Origin of the sequence: Mesorhizobium sp. BR1-1-13, assembly GCF_020165515.1 — a bacterium.
GTDB lineage: Bacteria > Pseudomonadota > Alphaproteobacteria > Rhizobiales > Rhizobiaceae > Mesorhizobium.
On the sequence record NZ_JAIUIH010000004.1, the window covers coordinates 123,617 to 140,043 of the forward strand.

Below are 16,427 nucleotides of genomic sequence, written 5' to 3' on the forward strand. Positions count from 1 at the left end.
GGGGAGATTTTCACGCCGGCTCCCTTGCAGAGCCACACCCGCAAGACGGACACCAATGGTCACCTATCTCGACGCCGCCACGGCACCGCTTAGAAACACCGGCCAGATCCGCCTCTACGGCGAGGAAGGTTTTGCCGGCATGCGCAAGGCATGCGACCTCACGGCGCGCTGCCTCGACGAACTGGTGCCGATGGTTGCGCCCGGCGTCACCACCGACACCATCGATCGCTTCGTTTTCGAGTTCGGCATGGATCATGGCGCGCTGCCGGCGACGCTCAACTACCGCGGTTACACCAAGTCTTCCTGCACCTCGATCAACCATGTCGTCTGCCATGGCATCCCCGACAACAAGCCGCTGAAGGATGGCGACATCGTCAACATCGACGTCACCTACATCCTCGACGGCTGGCACGGCGATTCCTCGCGCATGTACCCCGTCGGCACCATAAAACGCGCGGCTGAACGCCTGCTCGAAGTCACCCACGAATGCCTGATGCGCGGCATTGCCGCGATCAGGCCCGGCGCCCGCACCGGCGCCATTGGCGCGGCCATCCAGAGCTATGCCGAGGGCGAGCGCTGCTCGGTGGTGCGCGACTTCTGCGGCCACGGCGTCGGCCAGTTGTTCCACGACGCGCCCAATATCCTGCATTACGGTAGCGCCAATGAGGGCATCGAGATGCGGCCCGGCATGATCTTCACCGTCGAGCCGATGATCAACCTCGGACGGCCGCATGTGAAAGTCCTGTCGGACGGCTGGACGGCGGTGACGCGCGACCGCTCGTTGTCGGCGCAATACGAGCACACGATCGGCGTGACCGACACCGGCTGCGAGATCTTCACGCTATCCCCCAAAAAGCTCGACCGCCCCGGCCTGCCGGCATAATGTTTCGTCCTGCCGGACCTCGCGGTCGGGAGAGTTTGGGGGCAGACGATATGTCACGTGACGACGACGAGCGCAGTTTCTTTGCAGAAAAGCCTGCGCAACTTCTCGCGACCATGCACTCTCCTGCGAAAGCCGGGCCTCCCGCGAAGGCCAGGGGGATTGAGGAGAAGCCGCATTATCTCGGCCATCGCGACCGTTTGCGCGAACGCTTCGCCTCGGCAGGTCCGGACGCCCTGCCCGATTATGAGCTTCTGGAACTCCTCCTCTTCCGCCTGATTCCCCGTGCCGACACCAAGCCGGTCGCCAAGGCGCTGCTCTCTCGCTTCGGTACCCTGGCCGAGGTGCTTGGCGCGCCAGTCGGCCTCCTCCAGGAGGTCAAGGGCGTGGGCTCGGCGGTGGCGCTTGACCTGAAAGTCATTGCGGCGACGGCCCAGCGCATGGCGCGCGGCGAGGTCCATGGCCGCGAAATCCTCTCCTCCTGGCAGCAGCTTCTCGACTACTGCCGGTCAGCCATGGCCTTCGAGGCGCGCGAGCAATTCCGCATCCTGTTCCTCGACAAGAAGAACACGCTGATTGCCGACGAGGTGCAACAGACCGGCACCGTTGACCATACGCCCGTCTATCCGCGTGAGGTGGTCAAGCGCGCTCTCGAACTGTCGGCGACGGCAATCATCCTGGTGCACAACCACCCGTCGGGCGATCCTACGCCATCGCGTGCCGATATCGAGATGACCAAGGAGATCATCGACGCTGCCAAGCGGCTCGGCATTTCCGTGCATGACCACATCATCATCGGTCGCAAGGGCTATTCCAGTATGAAGGGGCTGCTGCTGATCTAGATCATCGGCTTGGCGAAGCCACCCGAACGAAAGCAGGCAATCGCCGGCGCGGTCTTTCGGCTCAAGAATTTGAAAATCGTTCAATTCTGGAACGAATGGCCCGAAATTCAGGCCATCTCGCCACAAGTTTCCAAATTCCCCTGCAAATTCCCGGTCTTTTAGAAGATAATTCCGTTGAGGGGCGGCTTTTCCGTTGATACCGTTTGAAACGCTTCAATTGGAACCTGCCATTGCAACGCAAGCGCCCAACCATAGCGGATGTCGCACGCGCCGCCGGTGTCTCCATCGGAACGGTGTCAAACTTCATCAATGGGACCGCCGGCCTGAAGGAGGCCACGCGCGAACGCATTGAAAAGGCGATCGCCACGCTGATGTACCGGCCGAGTTCGTTTGCGCGTTCGCTGCCGGGCCGCGCGCCCCACAGGCCGAAGAATCTCGATCATCTGCCGAGGCTCCTGGTCGCGGGCCGGGTCAGCGTCGACTTTCTCTGCCGCGTCGACGTCCTGCCGCATCGCGACGACCGCATCACCGCCAGCCATATCGAGAAGGCGCTGGGCGGGCCTGCGGCCAATCTCGCGGTTGCCGCCGCCGGTGTTGGGGCGCCCTACGCTCTCGACGTGGAACTGGCGACGGCGGTCGGCGAAGACCCGGAGAGTGACTGGGCGCTCGGCGCGCTTTCCAAACTGGGCGTCCACGCATTGCCGATCCGCAACACCCCCAACAACCGCCTTTCGCAGGCCATCGTGATCATCGAGCGCAATGGCAGCCGCACGATCATCAGTGAACCGTTCGAACTCGGCGAGATCGATCTGACCGCCAATCTGGACATCCAGCCCGAACCGCGCCCGGCCTGTCTTCACATCGAAGGCTTCCACTACGAAACGATGACCGCTTCCATCGCGCGCTTTCATCAGGCCGGCTGGAGGGTGAGCCTGCATTCGGCCGGCCTGCCCAAGAGCGCACGCACGCCCGAAACGTTCACGCAGATGGTCCGGCACATCGATCTGACCTTCATCAACGACGTGATGATGCGGGAGATTTTCGACTTTCGCTCCAGGATGGCGACAATGATCGAAGAGGTGCGGCTGATGCTGGCGCGCATCAAGCCGCGCGGAACGGTCGTGCTCACTCTCGGCGAGTTTGGCGCGGTCGTCTTTCCGGCGAATGGCGGGCCGCAGATCGAGGTGCCGGCACTGCCTGTCGACCGCGTCGATGCGACGGGCGCTGGCGACAGCTTCGCCGGCATATTCCTAAGCCTCTGGCTGCATGGTGCGTCGCTGGACGACGCCGCCCGCCATGCGGCGATCGGCGCGAGCCTGACGACCACGGTCGAAGGCGCACAGGGCTACATCGCGGATTTCGCGACTTTGAAGGCTGCCGCCTTGGCGAACAACGCCATGTTGGCAAGCTGAACCGACAACTTACGGGAACCCAGGAGAGTATTGATCATGGCGAAAACAAGAGTGCTTCTGGTCGGCGAGAGCTGGATGAGTTCGGCGACCCACTACAAGGGGTTCGATCAGTTCGGCAGCGTCACCTTTCACCTGGGCGCGACGCCGCTGGTCGATGCCTTGAAGGGCAGCGAATTCGACCTCGACTACATGCCGGCCCATGAAGCCGTCGAAAAGCTGCCCTTCACCATGGAGGGCCTGTCGCAATACAAGGCCATCATCCTCTCCGACATCGGCGCGAACTCGCTGCTGCTTCACCCCGATGTCTGGCTGCACGGCAAGACAGTGCCCAACCGGCTCAAGCTTCTGCGCGACTGGACCCAGGCCGGCGGCGGCCTGGTCATGATCGGTGGTTATTTCTCCTTCCAGGGTATCGACGGCAAGGCGCGCTGGCACCGCACGGCCGTCGAGGAGGCGCTGCCGGTGACCTGCCTTCCCTATGACGACCGGCTCGAGATTCCCGAAGGGTTCCGGCCTGAAATCACCGGCCCCAAGGATCACCCGATCTTTGCCGGCATCGAAGGCGAATGGCCGCTGCTGCTCGGCGCCAACGAGGTCATTGCTCGCGATCGCGACGACGTCGAAATCCTCGCACGGTTGCCGCAGGATCAGGGCGGCCATCCGCTGCTGGTCACCGGCCGCCATGGCCAGGGCCGCACGCTGGCCTGGACGTCGGATATCGGCCCGCATTGGCTGCCCAACAGCTTCGTGGAATGGCCGGGCTATGCGCATCTTTGGACCAACGTGCTGCGCTGGGTCAGCAAGGCCGTCTAGCCGACCAGCAACCGCCGGGGAACCGCCATGACAGAACCGTTTCTTGTCGCCAGAAATATCGCCAAGCGCTTCGGCGCTCTGACCGCGCTTGCCGATGTCGACCTGGAGATCCGCTCCGGCGAGGTGCTGGCGCTTCTCGGCGACAACGGCGCCGGCAAATCCACCTTCATCAAGATCCTGGCGGGCGCCCATCCGCCCAGCGATGGAAAGCTTCTCATCGAGGGCAATCCGGTGGCTTTCTCCTCGCCCAAGGACGCAGCATCGTCGGGGATCGCGACGATCTTTCAGGAACTGGCGCTCTCGGAAAACCTGTCGATTGCCGAAAACGTCTTTCTCGGCCGCGAATTGAAACGCTCCATTTTGGGTATTCCCTTCCTGAAGCGCAAGGAGATGCGCCAGCGCGTCGATGGCCTGTTGAAAGAGCTCGACGCGCATATTTCCGATCCGGAAGCACCCGTCGGCAGCCTGTCCGGCGGTCAGCGCCAGGCCGTGGCCATCTGCCGGGCGCTTAATCTGAATGCCAGGCTGGTCATCATGGACGAGCCCACGGCGGCACTCGCCGTCGCCGAAACCCGCAAGGTCCTGGCACTGACGCGGCGGCTTGCCGCGCGCGGTTGCGCCGTCGTCCTCATCAGCCACAACATTTCCGAAGTGTTCGAGGTTGCCGACCGCATCGTGGTGTTCCGGCGCGGCCGCAAGGTGGCCGAGCGGCTGGCGGCCGAGACCAGTCACGAGGAAGTCGTTTCGCTCATAACAGGCGCCCATCCCGACGTGCGGGCGCTTGAAAAATCAAACTGAAATGCACGTCCATTCCAGAGAGGATAAACCAATGCTTTCTCAACTCAAAAAGGCGCTCGCCGTTTCCGTGCTGTCACTCGTGGTCGCCACGGCGGCCCATGCCGCCGACAAGCCCAAGGTCGCCTTCGTCCCGCAATTGATCGGCATCCCCTACTTCAATGCCATGGAAGCCGGCGGCAATCGCGCCGCCAAGGACCTGGGCGTCGATTTCATTTATTCCGGCCCCGTCGACACCAACCCGGTCGATCAGTTGCAGATCGTGCAGAACCTGATCGACCAGGGTGTCCAGGCGATCTCGGTCAGCGTGCTGGATGCCTCCAGCATCGCGCCCGTCGTCGAGAGCGCCAAGGCCAAGGGCATCAAGCTTTTCACCAGCGACAGCGATGCACCCGACAGCGGCCGTGCCGTCTATGTGGCGCAAGCGACCGACGAAGGGCTCGGCACGACGATCATCGACGAGCTGGTGAAGCGCGTCGGCGAGGACGCCACGATCGGCATCGTCTCCGGCGAGGCGACGGCGTCCAATCTCAACGCCTGGATCGGCTTCATGCAGAAAGAGGCCAGCACCAAATATCCGAAGCTGAAACTGCTTGCTCCGCAATTTGCCGGCGGCACGGCCGAGCGCGCCGCGCAGATATCAGGCGATCTCATGGCCGCCAATCCCGACATCAAGGCCATCATCGCCGTCGCATCCTCGACCTGTCCGGGCGTTGCCCAAGCCATCGAAACCGCCGGTAAGATCGGCTCCGTCATCGGCACGGGCTATTGCAGTCCGAACACGGCGCGATCCTACCTGAAGAGCGGCGCCTTCGGCTTTACCGTGCTGTGGGATCCCGAGCAACTGGGCTATCTCACGGTCTGGGCCGGCAAGCAGTTGATCGACGGCAAGAGCTTCGAAGCCGAGAACAAGATCGCCGGCCTCGAAAAGCCCGCCACCTATGATGCTACCAAGGGCATCCTGCTGCTGGGGCCGCCGGCTGTCTTCACCAAGGACAATGTCGACAAGTTCAACTTCTGAGCCTTGGGATGAACACGGTGCGACAGTTTGGAAACGGCGTTTTGGCCATGAACGGGCGGGAGTGGTCCCTGCTTGCCGCCTGTCTCCTGGCGATCGTCATCTTTTCTGTCGCATCGCCCCACTACGCGACGCCAGGCAATGCGGCGACCGTCCTGCGCAACAGCGTCGAACTGCTGTTGATCGGCCTTGGCATGACCTTGCTGCTTGCCATGGGCGGCATCGACGTCTCGATCGGCATCGTCATGGGCCTGGCGGCAATAGCAATCGGCCGTGTGCTCGGAGCCGAGGGCAATCCGCTGCTGGCGATCATCGCTGGCCCTGCGGTCGGTGCGCTGCTCGGCTGCGTGACGGCCACCGTCGTCGTCCTCGGCCGCGTCCCGGCAATCGTGGGAACGCTCGGCCTGCTTGGCGTCTACCGCACCGCCGTCTTTGTCCTTCTCGGCGGGCAGTGGCTCTCCGGCCTGCCCTCGAGTCTCACCAATCTTCTGGCAACCACCGTACTCGGCATTCCGGTCCCAGCCATCGTCATCGCCGTCGCCTATCTGGTCGTCTGGCTGGCGTTGCGGCGAACCCCCTACGGGCCGCACCTGCTGGCGATCGGCAATTCCGAGGAAAAGGCGCGGCTGTCGGGAATCCCCGTGGTCAAGGTGCGCTTCATGACCTTCGTCATCAGCGGCGTCCTGACCGGCATTGCCGCCACGTTCTACGTCGCCACCTACCGCAATGTGGAGATGACGATCGGCAGCACGCTGGCCCTCGATGCCATCGCCGCGGTCATTCTCGGCGGCACGAGCATATTGGGCGGCAGATGCAGCTTGATCGGCACGGTCTTCGGCGTACTGCTTCTGAGAATTCTCCAGAATGGATTGCTCTTGATCGGCGTTCCCTCGCTTTGGCAGCCTGTGGTTACCGGTGTTCTCATCATCGGCGTGCTCGGCTTCGAAGCCGTCTCCAACCGGCTGCCGTTTGCCCAATTCCTGCGAGCCCGCGCATGAACAGGATCCGGAACCTGCAGGGCCCCGCCCTCACCTTGGCTCTGCTGTGCGGTCTCTGGCTGGTCGTTATTGTCGGCCTGCTGGCGCTCAAGCCTTCGGTCTTCAATCTCGGCACCGTCACCACAATTTTGCAATTTTCGACGATCCTGGCCCTGGTCGGCCTTGGACAGGCGCTGGTCGTCCTGGCCGGGGGCGCGGGCATCGACCTGTCCGTTGGCGGCGCCGTTTCGCTCTCGGCGATCGTTGCCATGCTTTCCCTGAAGCTGGGGTTGCCGCCCCTTCTGTTGCCAGTCGTCTGCATCCTGGCCGGCGCCGTGCTCGGTGCCTTGAACGGATGGCTGGTGAACGGGCTCGCCCTTCTCCCCTTCATCGCGACGCTGGGAACATTCTTCGTCTATTCCGGCCTGGCGCTTGCCGCCACCGGCGGTGCGGCGCAGTCCGGCGTGCCCGCCTGGCTGCTCGTTTGGGGGCGCGGTGCGATCATGGGCATCCCCGTGCCTTTCCTTACGCTCGCCGTCCCCTGTTTCGCGCTTGCCGGTCTCGTGCTGCTCTCGACGGCTTGGGGACGCTGGATCTACGCCATGGGCTTCAATGAACGTTCGGCCAAACTGGTCGGCATTCCGGTCGATCGCGTGCGCTTCATCCTTTATGTGCTGAGCGGCGCGCTTGCCGGTGCGGCCGGGCTCGTCTCTCTCGCCTGGCTCGGCAGCGGCAGGCCCAATATCGGCCAGAACCTCGAACTGGAATCCCTGACCGCAGCCATGCTGGGAGGCATCGTCATCACTGGCGGGCGCGGTGGCGTCGGCGGCGTGTTCGCAGCCGTCCTGCTGCTGGTCACGCTGAAGACCGGCCTTTTGCAATTGAACATCAACACGGTCTGGCAGGTGGGGATTGTCGGCGCCCTTCTGGTTTTCGTCCTTCTCGCCGACCGACTTTCCCAACGTTGGAGATAACAATGCCTTCCATGGAAGAGACCATCGCCGCGCGCGTCGAGGCAGCCGCCGAGCGCATCGTGAAGACGCTGAGCGATCTCGTCGCCTTCCCCTCGATCGTGAAATCGAATCCGAAGGAGGCCGGCCCCGGCGAGCGGGATTGCCAGCTCTACCTGCAAAAGCGCCTTGAGGCGCTCGGCTTCTCGACCGATCTCTGGGATCCGGACGGCCCGGCGCTCTACGAAAAATACAAGGGACGTGCCGGCGCCAACAAGGGCAGGACGTTCGAGGGCCGGCCCAATCTCGGCGGCGTTTTGAAAGGCACCGGCGGCGGGCGATCCATCATGCTGACCGGCCATATCGACGTCGTGCCGCCGGGTGCCGCCGGCCACTGGACCACCGATCCCTTCCAGCCTGTCCTGAAGGACGGATACCTGCACGGTCGCGGCACGGTCGACATGAAGGGCGGCGTCGCCTGCATGCTGATGGCCGTCGAGATCCTGAAGGAGCTCGAGGTTCCCTTGTCTGGGGACGTCGTCTTCACCACCGTCGTTGACGAGGAAATCGGCGGCATGGGCTCGCTCGCCATGGTCGATCGGGGCTTTCGCGCCGACGCCGGCATCATGACGGAACCGACGGCGAACAGGATCGCACCGCTTTGTCACGGCATTCTGTGGGGCAAGATCATCATAGACGGCATAGGCGGCCATGCCGAACTGACGCCGAACTCCTGGTATTCGAGCGGCCCGGTCGACGCCGTCCAGCTTTGCCGGCAGATCCTCGACGGCATCGACATCCTCAACCGGCGCTGGATGTTCGATCCCAGGAAGAACCACCCGCTGATGGACCTGCCCAACCAGATCATCGTCACCCAGATCAATGCCGGCGAACATCCATCCTCCATGGCGGGACGCGGCGAGATCATCATCGACGCACAGTATCTGCCGAGCGAGCATGACGAGTTCAGGCTGGGTGGCAACGTCAAACGCGAAATCGAAGAGCACATCGCCAATGTCTGTCAGGCGGATCCTTATCTGCGAAAGCGCCCTGCCCGTGTCGAATGGATCCTCGATGCCGATTGCGCCGAGATCCCGGCGGACAACCCCTTTGTCGGCCTGTTCCAGGAGGCCGTCAAAGCAGCCGACCTGTCGCCGGCCCTGAGCGGCTTCGGCGCACACAGCGACATCGGCCTGCCGACCGGCCTGGGCCACACCCCGACCGTCAACTTCGGTCCTGGCGATCCGGCGCAGGCGCATCAGCCGAACGAGCGCGTTTCGGTGCGCGATCTCGTCGACTGCACGAAGGCCATCGCCATCGCGGTGGAGAAATGGTGCCGCTAGCGTAGCCGGCTGCGAGCGGCGGGGGAGCTTGCGGAAGCAATCCGGGGCTTAGCAAAGCAGTTCCCCGTCACCCGCCAAAGCGCGGTTCGGGAACGCCGGTCACGCCAAGGCCGGTGATGGCGAACAGGCTGCCGCGCAGCACGCCATCGCCGGGAAAACGCGGCAGCGGTGGCTTGGCCATGGAGGTGACGTAGAGCGTGTCGAGCTTCGGTCCGCCGAACATGGCGCTGGTGATCTTCTTCACCGGCATGTCGATGATACGGTCTATGCTGCCGTCCGGCGCATAGCGCACCAGGCGGCCATCATAGACCAGCGCATTCCACAGACAGCCTTCGGCATCGACGGTCGAGCCGTCGGCGGCACCACCGCGGCTGGTGTCGACGCGAGCGAAGGTGCGGCGGTTGGTGGCCGCACCTGTCGCGAGGTCGTAATCATAGGCCCAGATCTCACCGGTCCAGGTGTCGGCGAAATAGAAGGTGCGGTCGTCGGGGCTCCAGCATGGACCGTTGGAGCAGATGATGCCGGAATCGATCCTGGTGACGGAAAAATCCGGGTCGAGCCGATAGAGACCGCCGGACGGCCCCTCCTCCATAGTGTCCATCGAGCCGGCGAAGAAGCGGCCGCGCCGGTCGACCTTGCCGTCGTTGAGACGGTTCATCGGCTTGTCCGGCTCCGGATCATGGATCAACGTCACCTCGCCGGTGGCGAAATCGAGCAGATGGAAACCGCGCTGCAACGAGACGACAGCGCCGCCGCCATCCTTGCGCAGCGCCATCGAGCCGATTTTCATCGGCACGTCCCAGCAGCGGATCTCGCGCCCGTCGGCAGTCGCGCGGAACACGCGCCCATCGAAACTGTCGATCCAGTAGAGACGCTCCTGCTCGACGTCCCAGAGCGGTCCCTCGCCAAGCGTGGTCTTCACGTCCACCACGACTTCGATCTTCATGCCGTCCTCCTCTTTGTGGCTCGCGCAGCGATTGGGTGCGTCAGAAAGCGACCTTGCCGCCGCCCTTCAGCGACAGGATCTCGCGCGCTTCGTCCGGTGTCGCCACCTCCATGCCGAGCCCCTCGATGATCTTGCGCGCCAGCACGACCTGCTCGGCATTCGACTTGGCGAGCTTGCCCCTGCCGGCCCACAGGCTGTCCTCCAGCCCCACCCTTATGTTGCCGCCGAGTGCTGCCGATTGCGCGGCGATGCGTAACTGGCTGGCGCCGGCGCCGAGCACCGACCAGCGGAACTGGTTGCCGAACAGCCGGTCCGCCGTGCGCTTCATATGCGCGACATCCTCCGGATGCGTGCCGATGCCGCCCAGCAGACCGAACACCGACTGCACGAAGAAGGGCGGCTTCACCAGCCCGCGGTCGGCGAAATGGGCGAGGTTGTAGAGATGCGCAATGTCGTAGCACTCGAACTCGAAGCGCGTGCCATTGTCGTAGCAGGTGGCAAGGATGTACTCGATATCCTTGAACGAGTTGCGGAAGACGAGATCACGCGTCGCTTCCAGATGAGGCTTTTCCCAGTCGAACTTGAAGGTCTCGTATTTGTCGGCGAGGTGATAGAGCCCGAAATTGATCGAGCCCATATTGAGCGAGGCCACCTCCGGCTTGAACTGGGCGGCCGGGCGCACCCGCTCCTCGACCTTCATATAGGGGCTGCCGCCGGTGGTGATGTTGATGGCGGCATTGGTGCCTTGCTTGACGCGGGGCAGGAAACGGGCAAAGGCCTCCGGCGTCTGGTCGGGCTTGCCGGTCTCCGGATCGCGGGCATGCAGATGCAGGATCGCCGCACCCGCTTCCGCGGCGGCGATTGCCTCCGAGGCGATCTGGTCCGGCGTGATCGGCAGGTAAGGCGACATGGTCGGCGTGTGGATCGCCCCCGTCACCGCGCAGGTGATGATGACCTTGCCCGTGGCCGCCGTGGCGCCGGGCTTGCGGCTGGTTTCCTTCATTGTCCGAACTCCTGATCCGATTTCTTCTTGTGCGCCGCCAGCGCCATCAGTCGGCGATCCCGCCATACCTGCCGATCAACCAGCTTCTCCCGGGGCAAGCGCCTGCTACGCTCGGCCTCGACGGTTTCCATCACCTCGCCCGCCCAGTCGACGCGGCGCAGCATCTGCGGAAAAATATTGGAATAGATGCCCTGGTAGCGCTCGGCATAGTCGCGCACGCCGCCCGGCGCGTTGAGGTCGATCGTTTCGAAGGGCCCCATGAACGACCAGCGCAGCGCCAGCCCGTCGCGGATGCCGATATCGACGTCCTCGACGCTGGCATAGCCGTCGGCGACAAGCCGGAAAGCTTCCTCGAGCAGCGCCCCTTGCAGCCGGTTCATGATGAAGCCGTCGAGCTCGCGCTTCATCACCAGCGGCGCGTGGCCGGCATCGATGAGGAAGGCCCGCGTTCTTTCGAGCGTCTCGGCGGACGTCCACGGCGCCGGCACCACCTCCGCCGCCGGAATGAGGTAGGGCGGGTTGATCGGATGCACGACCAAGCAGCGGTGCCGCCCCGGGAGATGATCGGTGAATCTCGACGGCAGCAGCGCCGAGGTGGAACTGGCGATCACCGCCTGCGGGCCGGCCAGCGCATCGATGCGCGAGAACACCTCTCGCTTCACCTCGAGATTTTCCGGCGTATTCTCCTGGATATGCACGGCACCGGCCAGCGCCGCGTCCATATCCCTCACGACGGCGATACGCTCGAGCACCGCGTGCGCGGACTGTCCGCGCAGCAGGTCGTTCGAAGCTAGATCGCCGAGCACGCCTTCTATGTAGTCGCGTGCGCCGCCGGCCGCGACCGGCGACTGGTCCCACATGCGCACATCATGGCCGGCGCGCGCGAAGCTGATCGCCCAGGCCCGTCCGATGAACCCGCTTCCGACAATTGCAACCTTGGCCATTGCTTGCTCCTCAAAGCGTTTCGACGTTGCCGTCGACGCCGAGCGACTGGCCTGAAATGTTGATGCCCGCGTCGGACAGCAGGAATGCGACCATCGACGCCACGTCATACGGGCTGGTCATGCGGCGCAACGAGATGTTCTGCAGATAGCGTTCGGTCATCTCCTGGTGGCTGATGCCGACCTGTTTGGCGCGTGCCGAGATGACGCTCTCGATGCGCGGCCCCTCTATGATGCCCGGCAAGATGGCGTTGACCCTGATGCCGTGCGGCCCGAGCTCCTTTGCGAGGCTCTGCGTAAAGCCGATGACGCCGAATTTGGCCGCAGAATAAGGTGTGCGGAACGCATAGCCGTGGCGCCCGGCCGCCGACGACATCGAGACGATCGAACCGCCGCCGGCCGCCTTGATGAGTGGCACCGCGCGCCGCGCGCACAGGAACTGGCCGGTCAGGCCGATGTCGAGACAGCGCCGCCAGTCGGCCGGATCGATTTCGTCGACGCCGCCGGTCGGCCCGGCGATGCCGGCATTGTTGATCAGTGCGTCGAGGCCGCCGAGTTTCTCCTTCACCGCCTCGAACAGCCGGTCGACATCGTCGTCGCGCGAGACGTCGGCCTTGACCGCCGCGACAAGCGTCATCTTCTTGGGAGCGGCCGCCAGGGCTTCGTCGGATACATCGCACACGACGATGCGCGCACCAAGCCGCGACAGTGTTTCGGCAATGGCGAAGCCAATGCCGCCGGCGCCCGCCGTTACCAGGACACGTTGCCCTTTGAGCCCTGCCAGGAATTCGTCCGGCGATTTGGGTGCGCTCGTGCTCATCATTCCATTCCCTTCATTGAATGCGTCTTTCGCGCAGCGCCATGACGGCACCGAGCACCACCAGCCCGAACAGGATCGCCCGTGTGGCGTAGGGCAGCGTCGTGCCGGCCAGCAGCATCTGCAGCGCCGTCAGCAGCAGCACGCCGCCGAGCATGCCGAGATAGTGCCCGCGCCCGCCCGTGATCAGCGCGCCGCCGACCACGACAACGGCGATGGACGGCAGGAGATAGTCGTCGCCCATGCCGAGGCTGGCCTGGCCGGAAAAGCCGGTCAGCATGACGCCGACGATCGCCGCGCACAGCGCCGACAGCATATAAACGAAGATCAGCGTCCGCCCGACGGCAATGCCCGAAAGCTGGGCGGCGCGCGGGCTGTTGCCGATGCCGTAGACCTTGCGGCCGAAGGCGGTGCGACCGAGCAGCAGCACCGCAAGGGCCACGAAGACGACCATGAACGGCACGACGGGCGTTACCACCCATATCTTGCCGGTCATGAACCAGCGCAGCATCGGCGAGGAGAAGCCGGCCGGCGTGCCTTGCGAATAGAGAAGCGCGAAACCTTGCAGGATGCCGTTGGTGGCGAGCGTCATGACGATCGGTGAGATGCCGAGGAAAACGATGCCGATGCCGTTCGCCAGTCCGATAAGACAGGCGATGGCGAGCACCACCGGCAGCGCATAGACGAGTGCCGCGTCCGATCCGTTCACCAAGCCGGCAAGGAGGATGCCCGACAGGCCGATCGTCCACGGCACCGACAAGTCGAGCCCGCCGGTGAGGATGACGCTGCCCTGCCCGAGCGCAAGCACGGCAAGGAAACTCGACAGCACGAACAGCGAGTTCCAGTAGGTGGGATTGAAGATGGCCCGGCCGAGCCAGACCTGGGTGACGATCATGACGACGGCTAGGCAGACATAGGCCGGCAGCGCGTAGCGCAGCGCCTCGGCATTGCGCACGCGAAAGCCGGGCGCCTGTCCTGGAACGGCCGTTTTGTGAGCGATGCGCAGCCTGCGGTCGCGGGGATCGAGTTGTGACGGCAGCATGCCGGCGCGCCAGGCGGCAAGCCGCGCGCGCAAGGCGCGGACCTGGTAGGCGAGGACGGAGCCATGCGACAGCGAGCCCGCGAGCACGGCAAGGATCAGGATAGTGCCCTCGGCAATGGTCGAATAATAGGCCGAGACGTTGAGCACGAGCAGGACGTTGACGACCATCATCAGGATATAGGCGCCGAAGACGGTGCCGAAGGGGCCGCCCTGCCCGCCGCCGAGCCGCGTGCCGCCGACCACGACGGCGGCGAACATCGACAACAGCAGCGGATTGCCGACGAGCGGATCGCCGCTGCCGGTCTGGGCGCTGATGAACACGCCCGCAAGCCCGTAGCAGCCGCCGGCGATGACATAGACGAGGAAGCGCACGAGAACGACGCGCACGCCGACCGCGGCCGCGGCATCTGGATCGCTGCCGACCGCGTAGAGCGCCGTACCGAACCGCGTGCCCTTCAGCCAGAACCATGCCAGCAGGACCGCGCCGATGACGACCAGCGGCATGGGCAACCAGCCCGGGATCGCATCGCCGAGATAGAAAGTGCCGAGATCGGGCGAGACGAAGCCGCCGGGCTTGTCCATGACCAGCAGTGTGATGCCTTGCAAGATGAACATGGTCGACAGCGTGACGACGATGGGCTGCATGCGCAGCACCGCGATGAAGAAGCCGTTGAATGCCCCGACGAGCATGCCGACGCCAATGCCGGCCAGCGTCCACAGCCAGACGCTCGTTCCGGTCGCCATCGGATCCATCGACGTGGCCAACACTACGTTGACCAGCGAAACCACGGCGCCCGCCGACAGGTCGAAGCCGCCGGACAGGATGACGATGGTCTGGCCCATCGCCGCCAGCGCCGAGGTGGCGCCGCCGCTCGACAGGAACGAGATATCGAAATAGGTGAGCCGCCCGGCGCTGATCAGGTCGACGACGACGAGCAGCACTGCAAAGACGATCGCCGCGATAATGGCGCCGCGATGCCGCGCCAGAAGGCGCACCAGGGATCCGGCCTGTCCGGTTGTTAACGAACCGACCGCGCTCACTGTGCTGCCTCCAGCATATTGCCGCCATGTCCCAGCGCCGGCCGCATGATCGCGCTCTCGGTGATCTCGTCGCCGGCGAGCTCGGCCACCAGCCGTCCGTCATAGAGAACGAGCACGCGGTCGCATTGATGGACGAGTTCGGGAATTTCGGTCGAATGCAGCAGGATCGACCCGCCGGCCGCCACATAGTCGCGCATCATCACGTAGAGCTCGTGCTTGGTGCCCACATCGATGCCGCGGGTCGGGTCGAAGAGCAGCAGGATGCGGCTTTCGGCAACCAGCCATTTGGCGATGGCGATCTTCTGCTGGTTGCCGCCGGAAAAGGCGCCTGCTCTTGTCCACAGCGCACGCCTGTCCACCTCGACCGTCGAGAAGGCCGCCTGCACGGCCCGTGCTTCCTCTTCCTCGCGGATCAAGCCGAGCCGGGTGAAGCGGCCGACCACCGGCAGCGATGCGTTCTGCCGACCCGACAATTTCAGGAACAGGCCTTCGGTCTTGCGGTCCTCCGGCACCAGCCCGATCGCCATGTTGGGCCTCAGCGCATCGGCCGGCGAGCCGAGCCACACTTTACGGCCGTCGACCATGACGTGGCCGCGTTGGATCTCGGCCATGCCGAAGCAGGCGAGGAACAGGTCTAGCTGGCCCATGCCCTGAAGTCCGGCGATGCCGACGATTTCGCCCTTGCGCAGGTCGAAACTGGCGCCGTCGAGTTTTCTGCCCGCCTTGAGATCGCGTACGCCGAGCACCGGCGGACCGAAGACCGCCGCACCCTCGGGCTTTGGCGGAAAGGTCTGCGCGAGAGCGCGGCCGATGATCTTCTCGATCACATCCTCGTCCGAGATGTCGGCCACAGGTGCCGTGACGATGTGGCGGCCATTCCGCAGGATGGTCAACGTATCGCAGAACGCCCGCACCTCGCGCATGCGGTGGGTAATGAACACGACCGTCGTTCCGGCGGCCTTGAGCCGCGCGATGATCGTTCCCAGCCATTCGACGTCGCCGCCCGAAAGCGTCGAGGTCGGCTCGTCCAGCAGCAGGATGCGCGGCTTCCGGTAGACGGCGCGCGCGATCTCGATCTTCTGGCGGACCGCGAGATCGAGCGTCGCCACCTCGGCATCGAGATCGACCGAAAAACCGAGATCGGCAATGTGCCGTCCGACCGCCTTGCGCGCGACCGACCGCCTGATCAATCCGGTCGGGCCGGATGGCGCATAGGGCAGCAGCATATTGTCGAGAACGCTAAGGTCGCGGACCAGCGTCATCTCCTGGAACGCCGTCTGCACCCCGCGGTCGTGCGCGGCGCGCGGCGAACCGAGCGCGGCCGGCGCGCCAAGGATGCTGATCTGGCCTTGGTCGGGCCGCACCAGTCCCGATAGGAGCTTGACCAGCGTCGACTTGCCGGCGCCGTTCTCTCCCAGCAAGGCGTGTACGCTGCCGGGCGCGATCGCGAAAGAGACGTCGTCGAGCGCGACGGTCGCCCCAAACGCCTTGCGTATGCCGTTGACGGCAATAGCCGGCACATGCGTTGTTGAAGTCATCATTCCCGGTTCCGGCATGCCATGCCTGCATGCGCGTGGAGCCACACAGCGCTCCACGCGCACGGACTG

At 64.4% G+C, this 16,427-nt stretch carries 15 protein-coding genes; 9 read left to right on the forward strand and 6 right to left on the reverse strand.

Features of this window, described 5'->3' with window-relative positions; genetic code table 11:
• Positions 1-55: 55 nt before the first annotated feature.
• The 9 genes from map (at position 56) to LB533_RS11375 (ending at position 9,030) form a co-directional block, all read left to right on the forward strand.
• Positions 56-883 (forward strand): type I methionyl aminopeptidase, encoded by an 828-nt coding sequence (gene map / locus LB533_RS11335; RefSeq protein ID WP_140638921.1) that lies wholly within the window; start codon positions 56-58, stop codon positions 881-883.
• On the forward strand, positions 883-1,722 hold the full coding sequence (radC, locus tag LB533_RS11340; RefSeq protein WP_411970882.1) for a RadC family protein: 840 nt from the start codon (positions 883-885) through the stop codon (positions 1,720-1,722). Before map ends, radC begins: the two co-directional genes overlap by 1 nt.
• A gap of 230 nt (positions 1,723-1,952) precedes the next feature.
• Complete coding sequence (locus LB533_RS11345) at positions 1,953-3,134, forward strand: carbohydrate kinase family protein (protein ID WP_140521013.1); 1,182 nt, start codon at positions 1,953-1,955, stop codon at positions 3,132-3,134.
• A gap of 36 nt (positions 3,135-3,170) precedes the next feature.
• Positions 3,171-3,947, forward strand: coding sequence for a glutamine amidotransferase (locus LB533_RS11350; protein WP_140638923.1), 777 nt, complete (start codon positions 3,171-3,173; stop codon positions 3,945-3,947).
• 27 nt (positions 3,948-3,974) lie between these two features.
• Positions 3,975-4,745 (forward strand): ATP-binding cassette domain-containing protein, encoded by a 771-nt coding sequence (locus LB533_RS11355; RefSeq protein WP_140638924.1) that lies wholly within the window; start codon positions 3,975-3,977, stop codon positions 4,743-4,745.
• Between the two features lie 31 nt (positions 4,746-4,776).
• Positions 4,777-5,763 carry an autoinducer 2 ABC transporter substrate-binding protein gene (locus LB533_RS11360; RefSeq protein ID WP_140638925.1) on the forward strand — a complete coding sequence of 329 codons (987 nt, stop codon included), beginning with the start codon at positions 4,777-4,779 and terminating at the stop codon, positions 5,761-5,763.
• A gap of 47 nt (positions 5,764-5,810) precedes the next feature.
• On the forward strand, positions 5,811-6,758 hold the full coding sequence (locus LB533_RS11365) for an ABC transporter permease (RefSeq protein ID WP_224556619.1): 948 nt from the start codon (positions 5,811-5,813) through the stop codon (positions 6,756-6,758).
• Positions 6,755-7,711: an ABC transporter permease gene (locus LB533_RS11370; RefSeq protein ID WP_140638926.1), complete on the forward strand. Its 957-nt coding sequence runs from the start codon at positions 6,755-6,757 to the stop codon at positions 7,709-7,711. The genes LB533_RS11365 and LB533_RS11370 overlap by 4 nt, the downstream gene beginning before the upstream one ends.
• 2 nt (positions 7,712-7,713) lie before the next feature.
• Positions 7,714-9,030 (forward strand): M20 family metallopeptidase, encoded by a 1,317-nt coding sequence (locus LB533_RS11375; protein ID WP_140638927.1) that lies wholly within the window; start codon positions 7,714-7,716, stop codon positions 9,028-9,030.
• A gap of 67 nt (positions 9,031-9,097) precedes the next feature.
• Here LB533_RS11375 and LB533_RS11380 read toward each other — a convergent pair whose 3' ends face one another.
• Genes LB533_RS11380 through LB533_RS11405 form a run of 6 tightly spaced genes read right to left on the reverse strand, consistent with a single transcriptional unit; the run spans position 9,098 to position 16,358 of the window.
• A complete protein-coding gene (locus LB533_RS11380; RefSeq protein WP_140638928.1) occupies positions 9,098-9,976 on the reverse strand; it encodes an SMP-30/gluconolactonase/LRE family protein in 879 nt (292 codons plus the stop codon).
• 40 nt (positions 9,977-10,016) lie between these two features.
• Positions 10,017-10,979 (reverse strand): 3-keto-5-aminohexanoate cleavage protein, encoded by a 963-nt coding sequence (locus LB533_RS11385; RefSeq protein ID WP_224677185.1) that lies wholly within the window; start codon positions 10,977-10,979, stop codon positions 10,017-10,019.
• Positions 10,976-11,923, reverse strand: a complete 948-nt coding sequence (locus LB533_RS11390; RefSeq protein WP_224677186.1) for a 3-hydroxyacyl-CoA dehydrogenase — start codon at positions 11,921-11,923, stop codon at positions 10,976-10,978. Before LB533_RS11390 ends, LB533_RS11385 begins: the two co-directional genes overlap by 4 nt.
• A gap of 10 nt (positions 11,924-11,933) precedes the next feature.
• Positions 11,934-12,740 carry an SDR family oxidoreductase gene (locus LB533_RS11395; protein ID WP_224677188.1) on the reverse strand — a complete coding sequence of 269 codons (807 nt, stop codon included), beginning with the start codon at positions 12,738-12,740 and terminating at the stop codon, positions 11,934-11,936.
• Positions 12,741-12,753: 13 nt separating this feature from the next.
• On the reverse strand, positions 12,754-14,820 hold the full coding sequence (locus LB533_RS11400; protein WP_224677189.1) for an ABC transporter permease: 2,067 nt from the start codon (positions 14,818-14,820) through the stop codon (positions 12,754-12,756).
• The gene (locus LB533_RS11405) at positions 14,817-16,358 is read right to left on the reverse strand and encodes a sugar ABC transporter ATP-binding protein (RefSeq protein WP_224677328.1); all 1,542 of its coding nucleotides are present in this window, start codon (positions 16,356-16,358) and stop codon (positions 14,817-14,819) included. Before LB533_RS11405 ends, LB533_RS11400 begins: the two co-directional genes overlap by 4 nt.
• Positions 16,359-16,427 lie beyond the last annotated feature (69 nt).